At 42.0% G+C, this 22868-nt stretch carries 21 protein-coding genes, 2 tRNA genes and 1 pseudogene; 19 read left to right on the forward strand and 5 right to left on the reverse strand.

The window, feature by feature from the left end; translation table 11 throughout:
* Positions 1–109 precede the first annotated feature (109 nt).
* From Q0J48_RS01580 to Q0J48_RS01590, 3 genes are read right to left on the reverse strand one after another with little or no spacing between them, the layout of a single operon-like run.
* A complete protein-coding gene (locus tag Q0J48_RS01580; protein WP_296240973.1) occupies positions 110–328 on the reverse strand; it encodes a hypothetical protein in 219 nt (72 codons plus the stop codon).
* A 7-nt stretch (positions 329–335) separates the two neighbouring features.
* The gene (locus Q0J48_RS01585; RefSeq protein ID WP_296240974.1) at positions 336–1454 is read right to left on the reverse strand and encodes a M56 family metallopeptidase; all 1119 of its coding nucleotides are present in this window, start codon (positions 1452–1454) and stop codon (positions 336–338) included.
* Between the two features lie 3 nt (positions 1455–1457).
* Positions 1458–1826 (reverse strand): BlaI/MecI/CopY family transcriptional regulator, encoded by a 369-nt coding sequence (locus Q0J48_RS01590; RefSeq protein ID WP_296240975.1) that lies wholly within the window; start codon positions 1824–1826, stop codon positions 1458–1460.
* 146 nt (positions 1827–1972) lie between these two features.
* Between Q0J48_RS01590 and Q0J48_RS01595 the strand changes: the two genes are divergently transcribed.
* Together Q0J48_RS01595 and Q0J48_RS01600 are read left to right on the forward strand one after the other, a co-directional pair.
* Positions 1973–2305 (forward strand): hypothetical protein, encoded by a 333-nt coding sequence (locus Q0J48_RS01595; RefSeq protein WP_296240978.1) that lies wholly within the window; start codon positions 1973–1975, stop codon positions 2303–2305.
* A gap of 14 nt (positions 2306–2319) precedes the next feature.
* Positions 2320–2976, forward strand: a complete 657-nt coding sequence (locus tag Q0J48_RS01600; RefSeq protein ID WP_296240979.1) for a hypothetical protein — start codon at positions 2320–2322, stop codon at positions 2974–2976.
* A 142-nt stretch (positions 2977–3118) separates the two neighbouring features.
* Here Q0J48_RS01600 and Q0J48_RS01605 read toward each other — a convergent pair whose 3' ends face one another.
* Positions 3119–4321 (reverse strand): aminotransferase class I/II-fold pyridoxal phosphate-dependent enzyme, encoded by a 1203-nt coding sequence (locus Q0J48_RS01605; protein WP_296240980.1) that lies wholly within the window; start codon positions 4319–4321, stop codon positions 3119–3121.
* Between the two features lie 171 nt (positions 4322–4492).
* Between Q0J48_RS01605 and nadA the strand changes: the two genes are divergently transcribed.
* From nadA to Q0J48_RS01685, 16 genes and pseudogenes are all read left to right on the forward strand, one after another.
* Positions 4493–5401: a quinolinate synthase NadA gene (gene nadA / locus Q0J48_RS01610; protein ID WP_296240981.1), complete on the forward strand. Its 909-nt coding sequence runs from the start codon at positions 4493–4495 to the stop codon at positions 5399–5401.
* Positions 5398–6672 (forward strand): annotated as a pseudogene (locus tag Q0J48_RS01615) (L-aspartate oxidase); the annotation flags it as partial. The gene nadA and the pseudogene Q0J48_RS01615, both read left to right, overlap by 4 nt.
* Positions 6673–6678: 6 nt before the next feature.
* Positions 6679–7530, forward strand: a complete 852-nt coding sequence (nadC, locus tag Q0J48_RS01620; RefSeq protein ID WP_296241033.1) for a carboxylating nicotinate-nucleotide diphosphorylase — start codon at positions 6679–6681, stop codon at positions 7528–7530.
* 1 nt (position 7531) lies between these two features.
* The gene (locus Q0J48_RS01625) at positions 7532–8032 is read left to right on the forward strand and encodes a transcription repressor NadR (protein WP_296240982.1); all 501 of its coding nucleotides are present in this window, start codon (positions 7532–7534) and stop codon (positions 8030–8032) included.
* A 9-nt stretch (positions 8033–8041) separates the two neighbouring features.
* Positions 8042–8947 (forward strand): type II CAAX endopeptidase family protein, encoded by a 906-nt coding sequence (locus tag Q0J48_RS01630; protein ID WP_296240985.1) that lies wholly within the window; start codon positions 8042–8044, stop codon positions 8945–8947.
* Positions 8948–9015: 68 nt separating this feature from the next.
* Positions 9016–9092 (forward strand) — tRNA-Ile (locus tag Q0J48_RS01635).
* Positions 9093–9110: 18 nt separating this feature from the next.
* Positions 9111–9186 (forward strand) — tRNA-Ala (locus tag Q0J48_RS01640).
* Between the two features lie 336 nt (positions 9187–9522).
* Positions 9523–10425, forward strand: a complete 903-nt coding sequence (gene ftsX, locus Q0J48_RS01645) for a permease-like cell division protein FtsX (RefSeq protein ID WP_296240987.1) — start codon at positions 9523–9525, stop codon at positions 10423–10425.
* Positions 10422–11789 carry a peptidoglycan DD-metalloendopeptidase family protein gene (locus Q0J48_RS01650; RefSeq protein ID WP_296240989.1) on the forward strand — a complete coding sequence of 456 codons (1368 nt, stop codon included), beginning with the start codon at positions 10422–10424 and terminating at the stop codon, positions 11787–11789. The genes ftsX (Q0J48_RS01645) and Q0J48_RS01650 overlap by 4 nt, the downstream gene beginning before the upstream one ends.
* Positions 11790–11798: 9 nt before the next feature.
* Positions 11799–12482, forward strand: a complete 684-nt coding sequence (gene ftsE, locus Q0J48_RS01655; protein ID WP_296240990.1) for a cell division ATP-binding protein FtsE — start codon at positions 11799–11801, stop codon at positions 12480–12482.
* Positions 12479–13381: a permease-like cell division protein FtsX gene (gene ftsX / locus Q0J48_RS01660; protein ID WP_296240992.1), complete on the forward strand. Its 903-nt coding sequence runs from the start codon at positions 12479–12481 to the stop codon at positions 13379–13381. The genes ftsE and ftsX (Q0J48_RS01660) overlap by 4 nt, the downstream gene beginning before the upstream one ends.
* A gap of 16 nt (positions 13382–13397) precedes the next feature.
* Positions 13398–14843, forward strand: coding sequence for a S41 family peptidase (locus Q0J48_RS01665; protein ID WP_296240994.1), 1446 nt, complete (start codon positions 13398–13400; stop codon positions 14841–14843).
* 74 nt (positions 14844–14917) lie between these two features.
* Positions 14918–15799: a hydroxymethylbilane synthase gene (hemC, locus tag Q0J48_RS01670; protein WP_296240996.1), complete on the forward strand. Its 882-nt coding sequence runs from the start codon at positions 14918–14920 to the stop codon at positions 15797–15799.
* A complete protein-coding gene (gene cobA / locus Q0J48_RS01675; protein ID WP_296240997.1) occupies positions 15796–17187 on the forward strand; it encodes a uroporphyrinogen-III C-methyltransferase in 1392 nt (463 codons plus the stop codon). Before hemC ends, cobA begins: the two co-directional genes overlap by 4 nt.
* Positions 17184–18203: an NAD(P)-dependent oxidoreductase gene (locus tag Q0J48_RS01680; RefSeq protein WP_296240999.1), complete on the forward strand. Its 1020-nt coding sequence runs from the start codon at positions 17184–17186 to the stop codon at positions 18201–18203. Before cobA ends, Q0J48_RS01680 begins: the two co-directional genes overlap by 4 nt.
* Positions 18181–18729, forward strand: coding sequence for a biotin transporter BioY (locus tag Q0J48_RS01685; protein ID WP_296241001.1), 549 nt, complete (start codon positions 18181–18183; stop codon positions 18727–18729). Before Q0J48_RS01680 ends, Q0J48_RS01685 begins: the two co-directional genes overlap by 23 nt.
* On the opposite strand, the gene Q0J48_RS01690 is transcribed toward Q0J48_RS01685, so the two are convergent.
* Positions 18709–20244, reverse strand: coding sequence for a nitrite/sulfite reductase (locus Q0J48_RS01690; protein WP_296241003.1), 1536 nt, complete (start codon positions 20242–20244; stop codon positions 18709–18711). The two genes, Q0J48_RS01685 and Q0J48_RS01690, sit on opposite strands and share 21 nt — an antisense overlap.
* 148 nt (positions 20245–20392) lie before the next feature.
* Between Q0J48_RS01690 and Q0J48_RS01695 the strand changes: the two genes are divergently transcribed.
* On the forward strand, positions 20393–22846 hold the full coding sequence (locus Q0J48_RS01695) for a bifunctional UDP-sugar hydrolase/5'-nucleotidase (RefSeq protein ID WP_296241005.1): 2454 nt from the start codon (positions 20393–20395) through the stop codon (positions 22844–22846).
* Positions 22847–22868: the final 22 nt, after the last annotated feature.

The following is a 22868-nucleotide window of genomic DNA, read 5'->3' on the forward strand; positions in this document are numbered from 1 at the left end:
GAAAATTTCACGACTTTAATCATTTCTTGAAGAATGGGAGTAGAAAAAGTAAGATATGTCACTAAGATACACGGAATTATTTTTTTGTTCTTTTTCTGCTCAAAATATTTTATACCGGGATCCAATCTGTTTCCCAACGATTTTGAGTAGCGTTCCACAGACGTTTATATAATTTTCCATTAATAGCAGCGTATCTCCATTCTAAAATATCCGCTCTTGTTTGACTAGCTGCAGAAGGCTTTGTAACAATTTCTTGTGATAAACAATATGTATCAGTTACAGGAAAAATAAATAAAGAGCATAATATTAACAAAAATATTTTTTTCATTGATTCATTATCTCCTTTCTATAATTGGAACATTATTAAATTCTTTACTATTTGGATTTTCAATTTCAATTTCAATTCCGTCAAATGTCAAAGTATAACTCCCATTTGAATAATGTGTTATATATCCTTTTTTCAGGTCCGAAGCCGTATAAGTCTCATGAGAAGAATATGGTTCAGAAAAATATGCTTCAAATACAATACTGTTGCTCAAAAAAGGCAAAAGAATTATAATTCCTAATAAAATTAGATTGGTTCGTTTTCGATAATTTGAATTCAATAGATAATCGATTCTGTAAGTTAATACTTTGTTATCTTCCCCGATGAAAAAGCTGGAAGAAATTGGTAATGCGGAATGATTATATTTCTGATCTTGTTTGACTATTAAATCTTTTAATCGAATCAATGTTTCAATGTACTCCATCGTCTGCGATTTAGTATACTGTTTTGTCGTTTGCTGATCTACTCTCATTTCCAAGGAAAGTTGAAACTTATTTGATAACCAGTATATTGGTGGAAACCACCAATAAATGATTTTCAATATGTTAAGAACCTGTTTGAACAGGTTGTCATGATTTTTAATATGTTGTAATTCATGAGTAACAACATTATTTACTTCAGCTGATGACAATTCTATCTCAGGAAGAAGGATTACTTTTTTTAAACCAATAACCATAGGTGTTGTGATTTCTTTTGTAACCCAGACTGGATAATCGTACTTAGGATCTATACTTAAAAAATCTGAAACCGATTTATGATCACAATTCCTTTTTAAATTACCGATAATAGCATTTATCTTTTTTAAGCTGAGAAAATATCTAATCAACTGTATCATGGATCCTAAAGCCCAGATAACGCATAGTATATTGAATACAGTTAAATTAGAAAAAACTTCATAATTCATGAAAGCTTGTATATTGTTCATCAGCAAAGGGAATGCGATTGTCACAGTGAATGGCAATTCTATAGGGAAAAGCATTCTTGCGATTATCACGATTACCAATGCTAATAGTACATCCATCCTAAGAAAACGAACCAATCGTTTATTTAGCAACAATAATACAAACAACAAAATTAAAATGGTCGACATGATCAATGTGATAAAAATCGAAGACATTGAAATTTGCATGCTTTAATCCTCTAATTCTTTTCTCTTTTTATCGATTAATTTACGAAGTTCGTCCAGCTCTTTTAAAGAGGAGTTGTTATTGATCAAAGAAGAAGTAACTTCAAATGGACTTTTATCCCCTAATAGAAATTGAATATAGTCTGATTGCGAAACAGTAGAAGAGTAAAGCCTAGTCAAAACAGTATGAGAATAACCTATATCTGCCACTTTAATATAGCCCATTTTCAAAAGGGAACGTAACACTTGTTGCACAGTGTTCATATTCAAATCATCATTTTTGCTTTTGATTTGCTGGGCTGATAAAGGCTCTTTGCTTTCCCATAAAATAGACATGACTTCATTTTGTTTTTTAGTAAGAAATTTTAGCTTCATGGGAGCCTCCTTTTCATTTATATTATAAACAATTAATTAATTTCACACAAATAAATTATATAAAAATTAATATTGTAAAAAATTAATCTATAATTTATAATCTAATTAAAGATAACGTTATCGTTGTAAGAAAGGCGGTTATAAACATGAAAAAAATTGCTATGATTGGTATCATTCTTTTTTCTGGGTTAATGATCTGTCCTACAATTATTACTGAAGCCGTTGAAAAAGATAACAACGTGTCAGAGGATCCGCAAACACAGTCTTATATAGAAAATGTATTCTCAGACCTTAACGATACAGATAAGGTCTTAGAGATGCCTAATGGTGGATTCTTATATGGAGAAGCTACAGTAATCAATCCGGATGGGTCAAGTGTTCATTACAACAGTGCTACTGACTCTAATTCAAAAACAGTTTTAGAGGCAAAGAGTTCTTTAAAAGAGCAGGCGGCCACTGGAAATTTAAAATATGAATAATTGAGATGAAAAAAATGAAGACTATTAGAAATTTATTATCTATAATACTAGCATCTTTTCTTCTAATGCCTGGAGTTCCTGTTTTTGCTGCAGAAAGAATGTCATTAGAAGATGCTGAAGAGCTTGTTGATCAGATGTTTGATGATATGGAGGGATCTGAAAAAGTTTTAGAAATGCCTGATGGTGGATTCTTATATGGTGAAGCTTATATCGCACCTGCGGAAGACATCACAGAAGTTTTGATTTCTTACGATAGCGAAACGGATCCAGATTCTAAAACAGTTGAAGAAACTAAAATTGATTTAATTGATGACTTGGTTAATGGAACTCCGACAATCCAACCGCGCGGAGCATCGGTACCTACACAAAATTATGTGTTAGGCCCGGGGGCTGTTTATAAATCCAGTCCATTTAGTGGGGCTGGCTGGCGATTCAGCGGATATATGTTCGCTCCTCGCCCGGATACTGGATATTATCTATTATGGACTTCTTATGGAGATGATGCCCGTGTTGGAGACATTGTCCAGGCCAGAAATACACTTAACGGAACTATCCAAGGCGAGATAATCTATAATGGTGTATCAAAATATATTAATAAAGCTACACTATCGCATGTGTATTACACTTATAATCCGGTAGATGGATCATACTATGTAGTTGCTAATTATTAATGTTAAAAAATTATAAGGTGTGGATATCTCTCATACAACAAATCTCAGCCTTATAATTATGTAAAGTGCCAGATTAACAACCTGGCTCTTTTCTAGTTTTTACTAAGTGGAATCATTGATGATACAATTTGTTTTTCTATGTCTACTGTTTGGCAACAAATACATACGTTTGCAGACGCTCAAAAGCCACTTTGACTTTTTGAGTAGGGAGTGCCAAGTTCATGCGAATCGTGTTTTCTTTTTGGAAAGGACGGCCATCTTGCCAAAGAACGCCGACTTCGATTCCTTTTCTTAATAAGGTATCCATATCTATGGAATGACTCTTGATCCATTCTGTACAGTCCAAATATAACATGTATGTGCCTTGCGGTCGAGAGATTTGGATCTCTGGTGCCATCTTCTTTAGGGCATCCAACGCAAAGTCAATATTGGTTTCTAAAACGGAGCAGAGCTCATCGACCCATTGTTCTCCTTGTTGAGAATAAGCGCCGATCAGGGCATGGACACTGAGAATGTTCGGAGAATTATAATGGGAGCGCGCTTCCGTTTTTAAGATCTCTTGTCGCATGTTTTGATTGAAGATCACATGGTAAGAACCGACCAGTCCCGCTAAATTAAAGGTCTTGCTGGGGGCGAAGATCGAAACGGTTCTTTGTTTGGCATCTTCATTGACCAGAGCTGTAGGAATATGCGTGTAACCAGGCAAGATCAAATCGCTCCAGATCTCATCGCTGATCACGATACAGTCGTTGTTGCGATAGACTTCCAGTGCTTTCTCAATCTCTTCTTTTTCCCATACTCTTCCGGTTGGGTTATGAGGAGAACAGAAGATGCAGACTTTGATGTGATATTGTTTGATCTTTTTGTCCATATCTTCATAATCCATACGCCAGATTTGATTCTCATCTAAGATCAAGGGAGAATGGATGATCGTTCGCTGGTTGTTGTTCAAGGTCTTGGTAAATCCAATATAGGTGGGAGAGTGGACCAAAATGGGATCGTTTTCTTTTGTGAAAGTTTGTAACACACTGCTTACGCAGCCTAAGACACCATTTTCGTATCCAATCTGTTCTTTCTTGACATCTATTTGATGCCGATCTTTTTGCCATCGAATGATGGAATCATAGTAAGCCTGAGGCAATTCAAAGTAGCCGAAGTGTGGTTCTTGGAGACGCTTTGAAATCGCTTTTTGGATCTCGGGGAAAACCGGAAAGTTCATATCGGCCACCCACATTGGGATCTTGGTAAAGCCTTCTTTGAGTTCTGCACCTTGGATAGGCATAGAATCGAGTGCTAAGGCATCATGCCCTTCGCGATTTAAAATCGTTGTGAAATCATAGTTCATAGGATCATCCTCCGTGACTAGTTTATCATGGTTACTATGGGGTGACACAATTTTATAGAATCATTTTACAATTTGATAGGATTTGTGTCTAAAATCCGCTTTTTCCTGTCTTGTCACCTGACATGACTCAGTGTATAATGGTCAAGACAGATTTTTTTGGAGGATTTCAAAATGGGAATCAAGGAAGAGATATTGAGATTAAAAAAAGAAAAGAATGCCGTTATTTTGGCTCATTATTATGTCTTGCCGGAAGTTCAGGACCTTGCCGATTTTGTCGGGGATTCTTTTGCGTTAGCGAAGAAGGCCAAATCCATCGATGCTTCGATCATCGTGTTTGCCGGCGTTTCTTTTATGGGCGAAAGTGCCAAGATCCTCAACCCGGATAAAAAGGTGCTGATGCCAGACCTTGAAGCCGATTGTCCTATGGCTCATATGGCCACTTTGGCAAAGGTTCAAAAAATGCGGGAAGAGATCGATGATTTGGCAGTGGTTTGTTATGTCAATTCAACGGCCGAACTCAAAAAAGTCAGCGATGTCTGTGTAACGAGTTCGAATGCAGTGGATATTGTTCGTAAACTTCCACAGAAAAATATCTACTTTATTCCCGATCGTCATCTCGCATCGTTTGTTCAAAATTTGGTGCCGGAAAAAAACATAATCTTAAACGAAGGGTATTGTCCGACACATCATGCGATGACCATCCAAGATGTCCAAACTGCCAAACAAGCGCATCCGCGGGCATTGGTCTTTGTTCATCCGGAATGTCCGGAAGAAGTTGTAAATTTGGCCGATTATGCCGGCAGTACCGCGGGCATCATTCAGGCTGTCAGACAAAGCGATGCGAAAGAATTTATCATCGGGACTGAAGAAGGCGTCTTGCACGAGCTTCGCAAGCAGAATCCTGAAAAGACATTCTATTTGCTGAGTGAAAACCTGGTTTGTGAAGATATGAAAAAAGTGACGTTGGAAAAGTTGGCGCAAGTGTTGCGCGATGAATCCAATGAAGTTCATTTAGATGAAAAGACCATGGAAGAGGCCTATAAAGCGATGGATACGATGTTGGAGATGGCTCAATCATGAAGTCGATCCATACCGATATCGTCATTGTAGGGACAGGTTGCAGCGGTTTGTTTGCCGCTTTACATGCCCCAAAAGAAAAAAAGATCCTGATGTTGACGAAAACGACATTAGAAGAAAGTGATTCCTTTTTGGCACAAGGCGGGATCTGTGTCCTGAAGGATTCGGATGATTATGAGAGCTTTTTTAAAGATACGATCAAGGCAGGTCATTATGAGAATCGTCGGCAGTCTGTCGAGATCATGATCAAATCTTCCCCGGAGATCATCGCCGAGTTAGAAGCATATGGTGTTCGTTTTGCCAAAGATAAAGATGGCAATCCGATCTATACGAAGGAAGGGTGTCATTCCAAGCCGCGTATTCTTTTCCATGAAGATATTACCGGCGAAGAGATCACTTCGTGTCTTTTGGCACAAGCCAAGAAACGATCCAATATTTCCTGGATGGAAAATATGACGATGGTCGATATCGTTGAAAAAGAGAATACTTGTTATGGGATCTTGGCACAAAGAAACGGGGAGACCTTTGCGATCGAAAGTGATTTTACGATCTTTGCGACCGGCGGGATCGGAGGCCTGTTTTCCAATTCAACCAATTATCCTCATCTGACCGGCGATGCGTTGGCCATCAGTTTACGGCATCATATCGCTTTGGAACATCCGGATTATATCCAGATCCATCCCACAACACTCTATTCTACGAAAAAAGGACGTCGCTTTTTGATCAGTGAGAGTGTCCGTGGAGAAGGGGCCAAATTATATGGCAAGGATGGCAAACGCTTTGCGGATGAAGTTTTACCTCGAGATTTGTTGACCCAAGAGATCTATAAGCAGATGAAAAAAGACGATATGCCTTATGTTTGGCTGGATATGACGATGTTGGGAAAAGAACAGATCCTCTCGCATTTTCCTCATATCTATCAGCATTGTTTAGATGAAGGCTACGACTGCACGAAAGAACGGATCCCTGTTGTTCCTGGACAACATTATTTTATGGGCGGGATCCATGTGGATGCGGTCTCCAAGACAACGATGGATCAACTGTATGCGATTGGAGAAACGGCATGCAACGGAGTGCACGGAGCCAATCGGCTCGCCAGCAATTCCTTGTTGGAAAGTTTAGTTTTTGCCAAACGGGCCATGCGCGATCTGCTGGCACAAAAACCGAAAACGACAAAAGAATTTTTAACTTTGGCCATAGAAACGGCCAAGACATTAGAACTATCAAGCTATAAAAAAATCGTATGGAATGCGATCCGAAAAAGAAAAGAGGGAAAAAAGATGAATTCAATTACGATGTCGATGAATGTTGATACCTTGATCCTTCAAGCACTTCGTGAAGATGTGACCAGTGAGGATATCACTACCAATGCGATCATGAAAGGATATCAGTCCGGAAGTGTACAGCTGATCTGTAAAGAGAGCGGTGTAATTGCCGGATTGCCGGTATTTGAAAGAGTTTTCCATCTGGTTGATCCTAAGACCGAGGTCACTTTCTTTTTTCATGATGGCGACAAGGTGCAAAAAGGCGATCTGGTTGCCGAGATCTATGGGGATATCCGTTCCTTGTTGACAGGAGAAAGAACGGCACTGAATTATCTGCAGAGAATGTCCGGGATCGCAACCTATACAGCCCAGACCGTCAAACTGTTAGAAGGAACGAATATTCGGTTATTGGATACGCGCAAGACAACTCCGAATATGCGGGTCTTTGAGAAATATGCCGTGAAAGTAGGCGGCGGCTATAATCATCGCTATAACTTGAGCGATGGGATCTTGTTGAAGGACAACCATATCGCGGCGGCCGGCGGAATCACCAACGCGATCCAGATGGCCAAAGAATATGCTTCCTTTGTTCGAAAGATCGAAGTGGAAGTAGAAAATATGGACATGGTCAAAGAAGCTGTCGAAGCCGGTGCGGATATCATTATGCTGGATAATATGACTGTGGAGCAGATGAAAGAAGCTGTGGATTATATTGCGGGCAGAGCTCTAACAGAATGTAGCGGAAATGTAACGCGCGAGAATATTGCACAATATATTCAAAGCGGCGTCGATTATATTTCCAGTGGTGCCTTGACACATTCTGCCAAGATCTTGGACCTTTCGTTAAAGAATCTAAAAGCGGTCTGATATGAATCGAGAAGACCGTCTACAAAAGCTTCTGACTCTTCTCCAGCACGCTTCCGATCCATTATCCGGAAGTATGCTTGCCAAAGAATTACATGTTTCCCGGCAAGTCATTGTACAAGATATCACTTTGTTGCGCGAACGCGAAAACGCCATTCTTGCCACTCGCTGGGGATATGTTTTGGAAAAGAAGCCGTGTCAGGAAATCATCAAAGTGCACCACTTTGATGATCGTATCGAAGAAGAGCTGAATACGATCGTCGATGCCGGCGCCTGGGTCAAAGACGTGTTTGTCCAACACGAGACCTATGGAAGACTCCAAGCCGATCTGTCGATCCACTCTCGCCGGGATGTTCAAAGATTTATGGAAGATCTCCGACAAAAAAATAGTGCTCCATTAACGAATTTGACCAATGGGGTCCACTATCATACGATCCAGGCCTTGGATCCGGAGTCGATCCAGGAAGCGTTGAAGAACTTAGACAAACTAGGCTTTCTTTGTTAAAATTGAGCCATGAATGAGTTTTCTTTATGGCAAAGATGCAAGAGTGATTTCAATAAATGCACAGGCTTATTATTGATTTATACCTTTTTATCGTTTGTTTTAGGAATGGGATTGGGATCCTTTATCGGAATCCTGCCCCTTTCTTTTCTTCAAAAGCTGGTTTTGATGATGCTGGCGGTGTATTTGCTGTCCTTGTTTGTGATCGTGATCGTCTTTTTGATCGGGAAGGTATGGTTAAAAGTGCCGCTCACAAAATGTTTGCGATCCAAAGTCTCGTTCAAGACGTTGGGACTCTCCACCGCATTCATGTTTGGCACGAGTTTTTGTGTAGCCTATTTTGTCAATCTGGTCAACTTGTTATTGATTCAGTTATTTGGAATTTCGATGACAAGTTCCCATTTCGACCTGGGTCCTTTTAACTTTTATACTTTTTTGATTTTGATCTATGTTGTTGTTTTAGGGCCCTTATTTGAAGAACTCTTATTTCGCGGTTTGATCTTGCGGACGCTTGATAAATATCATCGCGGTTTTGCGATCTTGATCAGTTCGCTTTTGTTTGGGATGCTTCATATGAATCTGCAGCAAGGCATCGTTACTTTTGCGATTGGTTGTGTACTGGCCTATGTAAGTTTAAAATACGATACTTTGCTTTTACCGATCGGGATGCATATGATCAATAATTTAGTCGCTGTTTTGGTGACATACTTTTCGTGGCCACTTCTGTGGGTCCTCTTCTATTTGTTTTGCGTGGTCATGATGGCAATCTTATTGTCGAAAGAAGAACGTTTCATCCATCGGTTATTTCAAAAAGAATATTGCACCTATCCTTATGGAAAGCTCTTTTTCAACCGCTGGACAACGATCCTGTTTTTGGTCGTCTTTGTACTGATGGCTGTGCTTGGATGGGGACAGTAAAAAAAATTTATTTTTCTGTTTGACATCTTTTTATGAGAATGCTATTATATCTAGGCAGTCAGCAATACGGGCCTGTAGCTCAGTTGGTTAGAGCGCACCCCTGATAAGGGTGAGGTCGCTGGTTCAAATCCATTCAGGCCCACCATTTGCTTTGATTGTTTGTGGGGTGTTAGCTCAGCTGGGAGAGCACCTGCTTTGCACGCAGGGGGTCAGGAGTTCGATCCTCCTACGCTCCACCATTTTTAAAAAATTCACCAAATAATTTTGGTTCTATATATAGAACATTCAGACGGACGCAAGGTTCGTCTTTTCTTTTTTTGGTTTGGAGCATACAAAAATAACATCCTCTGTCGAAGATGTTATCTTTGTTGTTATCATTTGTTATTTAGGAGAGAGATATGAAGAGATTTTTTTGTCTTCCCTTAAGACACTTATAATATAAAGAATTTTTATCGTTTAATTATTTGGAATTCGTGTGAAACTATGTGAGTCTTGCTGCGATTTTGGGGAATTATGGATTTCTTGGGCGGGTGGATGAACCATGGTATAATAGTTTGGATTGGATGTGAAAAGGAATGATCTTATTCATAAAGTGTCTGCCTAGGCTTTTTCGACAGGCAGGAAAAGATATGCGTCGCCATTTTGCTCTGACTTTTTCGTCTGTGCTTTCGATTGCGATTGCTTTATTGATCTCCATGTTGATGCTGGTTCTGGCATGGAACGTTTCTTCTTTTACGACAAATATTGAAGAAGAACTGATCGTTCAAGTGTCTTTGAATCCGACTCTGGATGCTGCCGGGCAAGATGAACTGGAAAAAGAGATCAAAGAGATCAAGGGAATCTCTTCGGTTCGTTTCAGCGATAAAGAAGCAGAGTTGGAACAGCTGATCGAAGATTATGGAGATACCTTTTCGCAATATGAAGGAGAAGACCGCAATCCCCTCTATGATGTATTTATCGTAGAATTAGAAGATCCTACACAAATCGATGCCATCACTTCCCAGATCTCTAAGATGGATGGGGTTATAGAAGCGACTTATGGAACGGATACAGTCAATACAATGGTGCAATTGTTTTCCTCTGTCCGTATCGGCGGATTAGTGTTTGTCGCAGCGTTGATCTGTTTGGCCATCTTTTTGATTCGCAATACGATCAAATTAGCGATCCAAGTTCGTAAAGATGAGATCCAGATCATGCGGCAAGTAGGCGCCATGAACTGGTATATCACTGTGCCTTTTGTGCTGGAAGGATTATTGACCGGCTTTTTTGGGGCCTTGATTCCTTCTTTGATCTGTGTCTTTGGCTATACCGCTTTATATCAGGCTTTAAACGGCGTGTTTATCTCAGAACTGTTTGTTTTGAAAAGCCCCTATCCGTTTCTTCTGTATGTTTGCGGCGTATTATTTTTGATTGGTATTCTGGCGGGCATGTTCGGAAGCTATTTGGCGAGTCGAAAGTATTTGAGGTGGACAAGATGAGAAAACGAAATCGTGTTATGATGTGCTGCTTGCTGATCTTTGGCATGAGCTCTGTTCTTCCTGTGTATGCCCAAGAGTATTCCGATAGTGACTATTGGGTCCAAAAGTGTTCTCAACCGCAAAACTCACAAGCGGATGTGCAGGCGTGCCAGGGATTTCAGACTGTTCAGCAGCAGCGTTATGAAGAACTGCAAGCCAATATTGAACAATATTCGAATGATATTGCTTCTTTGCAGGCGGATACCGAGAAAATGGAAGAGCTGGCAAAGACGCAAAAAGAACTGCAGGAAACTTTGGAAGGTCAGATCCAGGAAAAAGAAGCAGCTCTGCAGACGATCCAGGAACAGATCAAAAAATTGGATACCGAGATCCAGAAAAAACAAGAAGAGATCGATGCCTGGAACAAGCAGATCGTGACGCGGATGCAGGAGGAACAATCCAATACAGGGACAAATATGGTTGTCGATCTGATCATGGGATCCTCCGATCTGAATGATATGTTACGACGAATTACAGGGCTAGAACGGATCACAGAAGATGATCAGGACCAAATTGAGCAGTTAAAAGAATTAAAGGCCGAACTGGATCTTCAGAAATCCGAACAAGTCCGTTTGGAAGAAGATACAAAATCTCAACAAGATCAATTGGAGAGTCAGCGCCAGCAGGCGCAACAGCTTGAAGAATCGTATAACCAGCTGGCAGAACAATACCAACAGAAGATGGCGGAATTACAGGCAGCCAAACAAGCCGCTTTTAACGATATTGAATCGTTGCGCTCCAATATGATCTCGGTAAGCTATTCCGGCACTTTGACCAATGTCAGCGGTTTTACGGCTCCCATATCCGGAGGCCGGATCTCGGCTGGTACATGGGCTTATTCTGGCGGTGGTCTGCATCTGGGGATGGATTATGCGGTCCCAATCGGGACACCGGTCAAAGCGCCGGCTAACGGCGTGATCTTGTATGCAAACAATCCGGCTCCTTCGAATGGCGGTTATTTAGGCAACTGGAGCGGATATCCTTTTGGCGGCGGCAATACCTTCGAGATGATCTGTATGGTCAATGGAACTACTTATGCCATCAGTTTTGCACATTTATCACAAGAAGGATTTGCGGTTTCTGCCGGGCAGAGCGTTGTTCAGGGGCAGACACTGGCATTAACAGGAAATTCCGGCAATTCCAGCGGACCTCATTGCCATATCGAAGTTTATAATTTAGGCACGATGTCTTTAGAAGAAGCAATCTCACGGTTTTCCAGCTCGGCTGATTTTGCCTGGGGTACGGGATGGAATACTACCGCAACAGCTTGTGAAAACGGGCATGGAACACCATGCCGTGAAAGACCGGAGCGTTTCTTCGGATAGGAGGTTGTCATGATCGAATTTAAAAATGTTACAAAATCATATCCGAACGGGGTCCATGCCCTAAATCGTATTTCTTTAGAAATCGAAGATGGGGAATTTATCTATATTATCGGACCCACCGGATCCGGCAAAAGTACAATCATCAAGATCTTAAATGGGGAAGAAGTACCGGATTCGGGCTTGGTGATGGTGGATAATGTTGATGTGGGAAGCTTGAAACATCGTAAAGTTCCTCAATATCGACGAAACATTGGCTGTGTCTTTCAAGATTATCGCTTGTTGCCGGCTTTGACCGTGCAGGAAAATATTGCGTTCGCTTTAGAGGTGTTAGGACTTCCCAAGAAAATGATCCGTAAACGGGTCCAGGAAGTCTTGGAACTGGTCGATCTGAAAGAAAAGGCACGCGCTTATCCCGATGAGCTTTCCGGCGGTCAGCAGCAGCGTGTGACGATCGGACGGGCCATCGCCAACCGACCCAAGATCTTGATTGCGGATGAACCGACAGGAAATTTAGACCCTGAGAAATCACGTGAGATTATTGCCTTGTTGGAGAAGATCAACGCGATGGGAACGACCGTGGTCATGGTGACGCACGATATCGTTCTGGTCAATGAATTCAAAAAGCGCACGATCACATTGGATCAGGGCTTTGTGGTAAAAGATTCAAAGAAAGGCGGCTATGTGAGCGTATGAAACGATGGTTATCGCTGTTGTTTTATGAATTCAAGTATGCCTTCCTGGGGATCCGTAAGCATCTATTGTTGACGATATCCGCTATCAGCTGTATGATCGTTTCTTTATTTTTGATCGGCCTGTTTTTATTGATGGGACTGCATGTGGATCATTTCGCAACGAATGTACAGCACGATATGAGTATCCATGTCGTATTGAATCAAAAGATCGAAGATCAGGAAACGATCCGACAAATCGAAAAAGAAATCGATTCGATATCGAATGTGGAGTCGATTACATTCTCGGATAAAGATCAAGAATTAGAATTGATGATCCAGGAAAAAGGCGAAGCTTTCGGCCTATATCGGGGAGAAGAAAATCCTTTATCTCACGCCTTTTTTGTGATGGTCAAAGATAGTTCCAAGATCGATCAAACCGCCAATAAAATCGAAGAATTAGAAGGTGTAAGTTCAGTGGCTTACGGCGGATCGAGTGTTCGTGATTTGATCGATTTGATGGATATTGCCCGTAAGGTGGGCTATGGATTGGCTGTGCTTCTTTTGGTCTTATCGCTGTATTTGATCTATAATACGATCAAGACCACGATCTATTCCCGCCAAGAAGAGATCGCCATTATGCGTCAAGTGGGAGCTTCCAATGCGTTTATTCGGATTCCGTTTGAGATCCAGGGAGTTTTGATTGGAGGCATTGGAGCTCTGGTTCCTTGTTTATTGTTAGTTTTTGGATATCCAAAGCTTTATGAACAGATGCACGGGATCCTTTTCTCGCATCTATTCTCTTTGATCGAGCCGGCACAAGTTTTCTGGACTGTAGGAAGTTGTGTTGTAGTTTCGGGCTTGCTGGTGGGCATCCTTGCCAGTTTGTTGGCAGTGGGTAAATCCCTGCGCGTCAACCGTTAAAGAAAGGAAGAATTTGATGAAAAAAGCTGAGTATAAAGAAACGACTCTGACAGTAATCATTGTGATCTTATGCCTTCTCTTTTTTGGCTTGGGTGTTTCAGTCCCTATGATCTTTGATCGAGGGACAAAATCCGAAGATGTTGCCAGTGACGAGAAATTTAATGCGATCTATGATCTGCTTCGGGAAGAGTGGTATTTTGCCGATGAAGTGGAAGATATCGATAAAGTTTTATTAGAAAAGGCCATCGAAGGGATGACCGATCTGGAAGAAGATCCGCATACGAATTATTATGATCTTGAGTCTGCTCAAAAATTCTCAGAAAGTTTGGAGGGCTCGAATGTGGGCTTGGGAATGTCTTATTTTCTCGATGAAGATCAAAACTTTGTAGTCAAGGATGTTTTCCTGGATTCACCGGCTGAAAAAGCAGGATTACAAACAGGCGATGTGATTACAACGATCGATGGGCAGGCTTGTTCACAGAACGACTCAGATACTTTGGTTCAGCGGATCAAAGATCATGAAGGCACACCGTTAGAGATCGTTTATACTCATGAGGGAGAATCCCATTCCATAACAATCGAACCGACAGAGTATGATGAGACTGTCTCTTGTCAGTTATTTGAAGATCAAGGATTTGCCTTACTCCGCCTGACAAGTTTCTCTGAAAACAGCGGAGCGGATTTTGCGAAAGCTATGAAGCGGATCCAAGAAGCCGGGATCCAAGATCTGATCCTGGATCTAAGAGGCAATACCGGAGGATATCTGAGTGCTGCCGTAGATATTGCCAGTTCTTTATTGCCGAAAGGTAGCGTAGTCGTACAAGAAGAAGATAAAGACGGGCATCGCAGTGAATCGAAAACAAACGATGACTACGATCAAGTCAAGTTAGATCAGATCGTAATTCTTCAAAATGCAACCACGGCCAGTGCCAGTGAAGCGCTGATCGGCGCACTCAAAGATAATCTGGGCTCTGTGGTGACTACGGTGGGAACGACTTCTTATGGAAAAGGAACGGAACAAACCAGTGTTCCTTTCAGTGATGGAACAAGCATCAAATATACGATCGCCAAATGGTTTACACCGAATGGAGAATCGATCGATCAAGTTGGATTTGTTCCCGATGTAGAAGTTTCTTCTTCCGAAATTGAAAATGTACAATACAATGCGGAAGAAACAAAAAACACACTGGAACCCGATACAGTTTCTGTCAACGCGAAGGCAGTTCAGATCTTCTTGAAGTATTTGGGGTATTCTGCCGATCGGACCGATGAGTATTTTTCGGAGGCGAGCAGCGAAGCCTTAAAACTGTTCCAAAAGGATAATGCCTTGTCGATCAGCGGCAAGTGCGATCCGCAGACATGGGAAAAGCTGTATCAGAAAGCGATGTTGAAATACAATCAAGATACTTTATATACCGATCAACAGATCGAAACGGCGATTGATCAGCTCGAGGCATCTTAGGATGCCTCTTTTTTCACTTTCTTGCATAATAATTATCGAAATTTTATAATGAAATGGTGAATCAAGAGGACGATATGATCATCAAAGTTGGGACGCGAAAATCAAAATTGGCTTTAAAACAGACCGAACTGGCCATCGAGACTTTATCCAAGATCTTTCCGGATCGATCCTTTGAGATCGTGCCGATCTGTGTCAAAGGCGATCGGGATAAACAGACGCCGTTAGTTCAAATGAGTCAAAGCGGCATCTTTGTCAAAGAAATTGAACAAGCTTTACTGGATCATACGATCGATCTGGCAGTACATTCCTTAAAAGATGTCGGTTCCATGATGCATCCTGATTTGATGTTGTTGCGGCACGGGATCTTTGAGGACCCTAGAGATTGTCTGATCTCCAAAGGGCATCAAACCTTGCTCGAATTACAGCCAGGGGCTGTGATTGCGACCGGCAGTCTTCGCCGCCGTGCCTGTATTCATCGCCTTCGTCCGGATATTCAGTTTGTGGATATACGCGGGAATATCGAAACGCGCCTGCAAAAGTTTCAAACCTCCGATTGGGATGGGCTGGTTTTGGCCAGTGCGGGCTTAAAGCGGTTAGGACTGGAATCACAAATCGATGAACATTTGGATCCTTCTATTGTAATTCCGGCTTGTGGTCAAGGCACTTTGGCTTTGCAGATTCGGAAAGAAAATCAAAAAATGTATGAAGGATGTTTCCCGAAGACTTCAAGAATGCTTGAAGTTGAGATCGAACGAGATTTTTTAACACAAAGCCAAGCGGGATGTCATATGCCGGTGGGCTGTTATGCCAAGATCCAAGGACAAGAAATCAAGGTTGACGCTTGTTTGGGGGAAGAGGAATCTTCCTGTATTTTTGTGCATGAGTCTTTTTCTTTGGATCATTTTGAACAAATCGGAGCTCAGCTTCTTAAAAGAATAAAGGAACAATCATTATGATATGGTTTGTGGGAGCGGGATGTTATCATCCCGATATGTTGACGATCGGCGCCATCAAATGTTTGAAGATGGCAGACTGCGTTTTATATGATCATTTAGTAAACCCTGAATTTCTACAATACACTTCTGCTGAGTGTGAATGCATCTGTGTAGGGAAGCGCGGTTATCACCCTTCTTTCTTGCAGACAGATATTGAAAAACTGCTGGTGGAAAAGGATAAAGAATATTCTAATGTGGTCCGCTTAAAAGGCGGAGATCCTTTTTTATTTGCCCGCGGCAGTGAAGAGATGCGCTATGTTCTAGACCATGGGTGTGATTGCCAGTATGTACCGGGAATCAGCAGCGCTATCGGGGCTTTGGGATTTGCCGGGATCCCGGTAACACAAAGATATGTTTCGACAGGATTTGTCGTGCATACTTTGCACACGCAGGATGGAAAAGATCCCTTGGATTATACAAAAATTGCGCAGGAAAAGAATACTCAGATCTTTTTTATGGGATCACATAAGATTGAACAGCTGGTGAAGAACTGTCTTGCACATGGGATGGCAGCGGATACTCCGATTGCCTTAGGGTCGCATTTGACCTATCCGCACCAAAAAGTCTTGGTATCGAGTTTAGGGAAACTCTTGGATCAAGATCTAAGCGCTTATACAAGTCCCTTGTTGATCGTGATCGGAGATGTGGTCAAAGAACAGGCTTATTTAGAAAACGCAGCGCGTTTACCGCTTTTTTCAAAACAAGTTTTATTTTGTTCTGTGGATCAGACACCCTGGCCTATCGAAGACTTAACGCTTCGCTATGGGATCTATCCCACCGTTCGACAAGTCGCAGAAGTGAAAACGATCATTGAGAAAAAGTTTTCCATAGAACCTTATTCCACTTTTGTCTTTGTATCGCGCCATGCGGTCGAGGGTTTCTTTGAAAATTTGAAAACGCATCATCTCGATGTTCGTGATCTCTATCAGAAAAAGATCGTTGCGATCGGGGCCAGGACCCAAGAAGCCTTACATCAAAGGGGACTTTTATGTGATCGGGTGTTTTCACATTTCCGCTCTTTTGAAGAGGAATGGCAAGACAAGTCTTCCGTTTGTATGATCAAGGCGAAGAAAAATGAATATGCTTATCCGTCTTTTTCGTGTTATTGCGTAGATGAAAAAGTCTTTGCGATCCCTGAGGTTTTATGGGATGCGGTGGCGGTGACTTGTTCGCGCTCTTTGGAGATCTTAAAAAATAAGGGCTTGGATCTGTCTACCCCGATTTTTTGTTTTGCCCATAAGACATTGCAGAAAGCCAAAGAATGGGGGTTCACCAATTTGCATCCGACACCGTCTTCCAAACAGGAACTGGTAGAGGAACTGATTCGTTTCTTGGGAGAAACATCATGAGAATTTGTATCGATATTGAATGGAAAGATCATGTGGTCTGTATTTTGGGCGCGGGCAAGGTCGCTTTGCGCAAAGCTCGTCAGTTTTCAGAAGCCGGGGCCCAGATCTATATTTCGAGTTTGGAATATGATGTTGAGTTTGAAGGACTTTCGGTCACACGATGTTCCTATTCCCAATTGATCCAGGCGTTGGATCAAGCGGCATTGGCCATTGCGGCAACCAATGATCGTCTTGCGAATGAGCGGTTTGTTCAAGAAGCCAAAAAGCACCATGTTCTGGTCATGGCAGCACAAAAAGAGGTAGGACAAGATTGTTTTAGTATGGTCGAGGTGCGAAAACAAGATTTGGTGCTGGCGTGCCATACCCAGGGAGCTTACCCTCTAGCCAATCGGGCCATCTTAAATGACTGGCAAGATCGCCTGCAAGACTTGAAAATCATCCGGGAACATCTTCAGGATCATCGCCATTGTGAGAAGATTTTAAATTTGAATCCCGAACATCTTTCTTTTTTGTGCTCCTTATTGAAGACACAAAAAGGAATCGTTGTGTTGATGCATGGCAATGCTTCTCAAAGGGCAAAGAGACAGGCAGAAAATCTCTGCCGGGAGATCCAGGAAAAGCACCAATGTCCCACGACGTTCTTTTTCATGGCTGCCAAGCTGCAAGAGATCTCGTTAGAAGATCTCTGTCTGATCTTAAAAGATCTCAAAGTGAAGGTTCATTTTGTCGCGCTTTTTTGGACACAGGGGCATTATATGCATCAGATCCAAACGACATTGGAAAGAGTACATTTTCCGCTTCAGCGGATCCCCATCGATGCAGGTGCCTTTGTGGGCCCTGATGAAACTTTGATCCAGCATACGCATCCTGTTCCTGAAGGAGATCAAAGTGTTGTGGTGAGCATGTTAGATTCTCCTTTTTTAAGGAAACAATATCCAAACAGCCGATTTATAGCTTGTTTGGAACAAGAAGAAATCATAGAAAGGATCGTCCATGAAATCCATCCGATATCTTAGCTATACCGCTTTATTCTTGGCGTTGATGATTCTTTCTGCCTATATTCAGATCACTTTGCCGACGCCTGTTTATTCCATGCATATTACGATGCAGTTGTTTGTAAGCATTGTTTGTGGTTTTTGTTTACCGATGCGATACGGTCTTCTTTGCATGGGGATCTATATTCTGATGGGACTGATGGGAATTCCGGTCTTTGCCAGCGGGGGAGGGATCCAGTATCTTTTGTATCCTACCTTTGGCTTTGTCCTTGGTTTTTTCGCATGTACAGGGATCTGTGCTTTTTTACGCCAAAGAAAAAGACCAAATTCCATGAAAGAGTATCTTTACATCGGCTCTTTTGGTCTTTTGATCTACTATCTTTTAGGAAATGTTTATTATTATTTCTCATTTCCCTTGTTGATGAATACACATATTCCTATTTGGCTGTCCCTGGTAAATGCCTTTTTGGTTTCGATCGTTCCCGATCTTTTGATCATGATCGCAGCTTGCCGGACAGCGAAATCCCTACAGATATTTTTTAAGTAACGCTTGCCACTGGTCGGCGTTTTCTTTTTGCCAGATCGCAAACGATGAATCCGCGGCTGTGACCATTTCTCCCAGTTCTTTGAAGAAAGCATTGATATCCGATTCTAAGAGCAGGCCGGTATCTTCACCGAATTGTGTATCCGCTAGACAAGGCTTTCCATTCAAAGACATTTTGAAAGCGGGATACGGTTTCTTATCCACTAATTTAGTAAAGCCTTGTAACCCAATCGTTCCAATCTGATGTGTACCGCAAGAACTTGGACAACCAGAAACATAGATTCGAGGAAGAATGCCTTCTTTAAAGTTGTAGGGCCGCAAGAATTCAATCAAGTTTTTTAAAACTTCATTGGAATCCCGCAAACCTACCTGACAAGTTTTGGCCCCGATACAAGAAACACTGGCTTCAAAAGAAGTGCGGGCTCCATCCTGGGTATGGGCTAAGATGGTTTTTGCTTCATCGATCGTCAGATTGACGATATAGATGTCTTCTTGCGGAGATAAGCGAAGTTCGACAGCTTCCATATCTTGGATCAAATGATTGAGTTCTGCCCATTTTTGAAGATCCATATTTCCGCAGATCGGGTGATATTTTACGGCATAAAGGCCAGGCTGTTTTTGGGCGAACACACGATCGGGCAGTTCTGTGGCAGTGGGACCGGTCTTGGCGATGATTTCTTCTTGAATGTTTACATCATGATTCAAGTTTTGTTTGGCCAGGCTGACCTTTTCCTGGAATTCTTTTTGGATCTCTTCTTCGATCAGGATTTGTTGGATATAACGCGATCTTGCCTTGGCACGATTCGTATAATTTCCATGTTCCATAAAGAAAAGGACCATCGTGTTGACATAGTAGAGGATGTCTTTGGGATCGATATGATCTCCGACTTTAACCCCCATCATCGGATTGTTTCCCAGGCCTCCGCAACAATACACATCAAAGGTATGATCTTCATTGGCGATAAATCCCAGATCTCTAAAATTCGCGTGAGTCTCATTATCTTTTGAATTTGAGAATGCGACTTTCAGCTTGCGGGGCAAAGAGTATTTGTTGATGATCTTGAGCAGATATTCGCCCGCTGCTTTGGCATAAGGATAGACATCAAATGGTTCCTTAGGATCTATACCGGATAATGGGGAACACATCACGTTTCGCGGATAGTCTCCACCGCCGCCTCGGGTCACGATCCCAATTTCAAGGCCGGCTTTCATGATCGGGGTCAAGGCATCGGCCTGGACATCATGCAGCTGCACGGTTTGACACGTTGTACAGTGTGTTCTGTGAATATCATATTTTTGGCATTGTTCGACGATAAAATGGAGTTTTTCCTTTGTGATGCGACCTTGATTCATGCGTAAGCGAAGCATAAAAGTTTCTCCGCCGCGTTGGGCATAGGATCCAAATCCTCCGCTGTACCCTTTATATTCTTTGATGGAGATTTCCTTTTGACAGAATTGTTTGGTCTTCTTTTCAAATTCTGGTAATTCTTGATAGAGTTCTTGTTGTAGTGATTCCATAGTTTTTCCTCGTTTCTAAATTTCATTATATCGTATATACGGGTCAAAAATGCATTTAGATGATTCTTTTTTTTGACAAATATTCGGAGTTCTGCTTTTCATGAATCAAGAAAACGATTAGAATAAAAAAAGAAAGAGAAAGATCTTGATGAAGAATTTGAAAAATATCGTATTATCACTGGGAATCTGTTTAGGGCTGCTGGTTCAGCCGCTCTTCGTTTTTGCCCAGGAAAATCAAGAAATCACGATCTATCATACCAATGATATGCATGGATATGTGACGGCTTCTGAAGATGTCATAGGTCTAGGCAAGATTGCCACTTTAAAGGCCATGGATCCCAATTCGATCTTGGTCGATGCCGGCGATGCCATGCAGGGAGCACCGCTTGCTTCCCTGTCTAAAGGAGCAGATATCATCTCTTTGATGAATACTGCCGGCTATGATGTAATGGCTGTGGGAAACCATGAATTTGATTTTGGGATCGAGAATTTATTACAAAACAAGGATCTGGCAAATTTTCCGATCTTAGGAGCCAATGTATCTTATAATGGAAATTCGGTTTTAGAATCTTCTGCGATCATTGAACGAGGAGGATATAAGATTGGATTCTTTGGCCTGGTGACCAAGGATACGGCGACCAGTACGAATCCATCCGGGATCCAAGGGGTCACATTTGCGGACGAGATCGAGACCGCTCAGGAACAAGTGACTTATTTAGAATCGCAAAACGTTGATGCGGTCATTGGCATCGTTCATTGTGGGGAACAAAGCGGCGGGGCTTCAACGACAGCCCAAGATCTTGCCCAAGAGGTTGCGGGAATCGATGTTTTGATCGATGGACACTCGCATAAAGTAGAAAATGACAAAGTCAAAAATCAAGAAACTGGCGAGGAGACATTAGTCGTTCAGACCGGATGCAATGGAGCCAGTGTCGGTGAATTAGCGCTGACATTTGACGAAAATGGAGAAGTGAACGCTACAGAAACGCTGTTAGATGTCGGCAGTGTCGCCAACATTGAAGAGAATGCTGCGGTCCAAGCTCAGCTCGCACAAATCAATGCGGCGTTATCTGACGAATTAAATGTAGAGGTGGCTCAAAGCGATACGACATTATGGGCCGGTTCTTTAGGAGATGGCGTCACGATCACCCGTGTGGTAGAAACGAATCTAGGGGATTTGGTTGCCGATGCCTTCCAGGCGAAAGCCAAAGAAATAGCCGGTGATTCTTTTCCGGTGGTTGCGGTGGAAAATGGCGGCGGGATCCGAGAAAAATTTCCGAACGGATCTATTACGCAAGGGGATCTTGTCACTGCGTTTCCATTCTCCAATACGGTGGTTTTAAAAGTTGTGACCCCTAAAGACTTGTACGAGATCATGCAGGAAGGGGCTTCCTGCTTGGATGGTCAGAATCCGGAAACGGGAATGTTGTTGCAGTTGGCCAATTCTGGAAGCTTTATGCAAGTCAGCGGAATGAAAGTGATCTATAACTCGGAAGCGGCCTCTGTTCAATCTATTACATTGGATGGACAAACTACACCGCTGGATCCAAACGATGCAACTACACAGATCCTTCTTGCGACCAATAACTATATTGCGGATTCTAAATTGGCAGATATTGCGAAATATGCCGAAGCTGGCGGTGAATTAGAAACGATCCAGGAATATCTTCAAAAGGCAGATTTAAGTCAATATCGTCAAACACAGGGACGGATTCAATTTACGGGCAGTGAGTATGAGCCAGGAGATTATCAGGCAACGCTGCAGATCTTAGATCAAAATCATCAGCCATTCACCAATCAAACGGTACAGTTTGTCGTGGATGGAAGGAATAAGATGGAAGCTAAGACAGATGAAAATGGCTATGTCTTGCTCACGTTAGAAGATGGAGCGCACAGTGTTCGTCTGGCTAGTGGAACCGAGGAAGTCTATGTGGATAACTATACTGGGTTTGGAATCATCGAAGGAAATTACCGCGGGTCCTTTCCAGTTTTGATCACGAGTGATTCTCTGGAAGAAGAAACCCCAACCCAGCCGGAAACTACGATTCTTTCCAATGCATCGGGTGTGAAAGTGGAAATTCCGACATCGGCTGCGCAAGGATTAGGCCTTGAAGTGAATCGTGTTTATAAAGGAATTGATGAAATCAAAGAGGTATTATCGAAACTGATTGCGATCGATTCCGATAAAATCGCGGTATACGATCTAAGTTTTAAAAAGGATGGAAAGGACTACGATTTCAACCAGCAGTTTGAAGCGAAGGTCATGATTCCGATTCCGGAAGGATGGGATCCCAATGCATTGGCACTTTATTACTATGATGAAGAAACAAGATCCGCTACAGAAGTCGCCTTCCAAGTCAAAGATGGATTTGTAGAGTTCACGACCAATCATTTCTCTTACTATGTTTTGGCACAAAAAGCGCAAGGAAAAGATCATTCGAATGCACAGACAACCGAAGAGAACAAAAAAGAAGATTCTCTAATGGAAGAAGGATCCAAGACTTCAACGCAGACAAATACAAGTTTGTATGTGGTTTTATTGGCAGTCAGTGCTGTTATATTGATCCTGATTGGAAAATATTTAAATAAAAAGGATAAATAAACTAGAAAGGCTTGAGAATGCT

It is taken from the genome of uncultured Faecalicoccus sp., assembly GCF_944325745.1.
Lineage (GTDB): Bacteria > Bacillota_I > Bacilli_A > Erysipelotrichales > Erysipelotrichaceae > Faecalicoccus.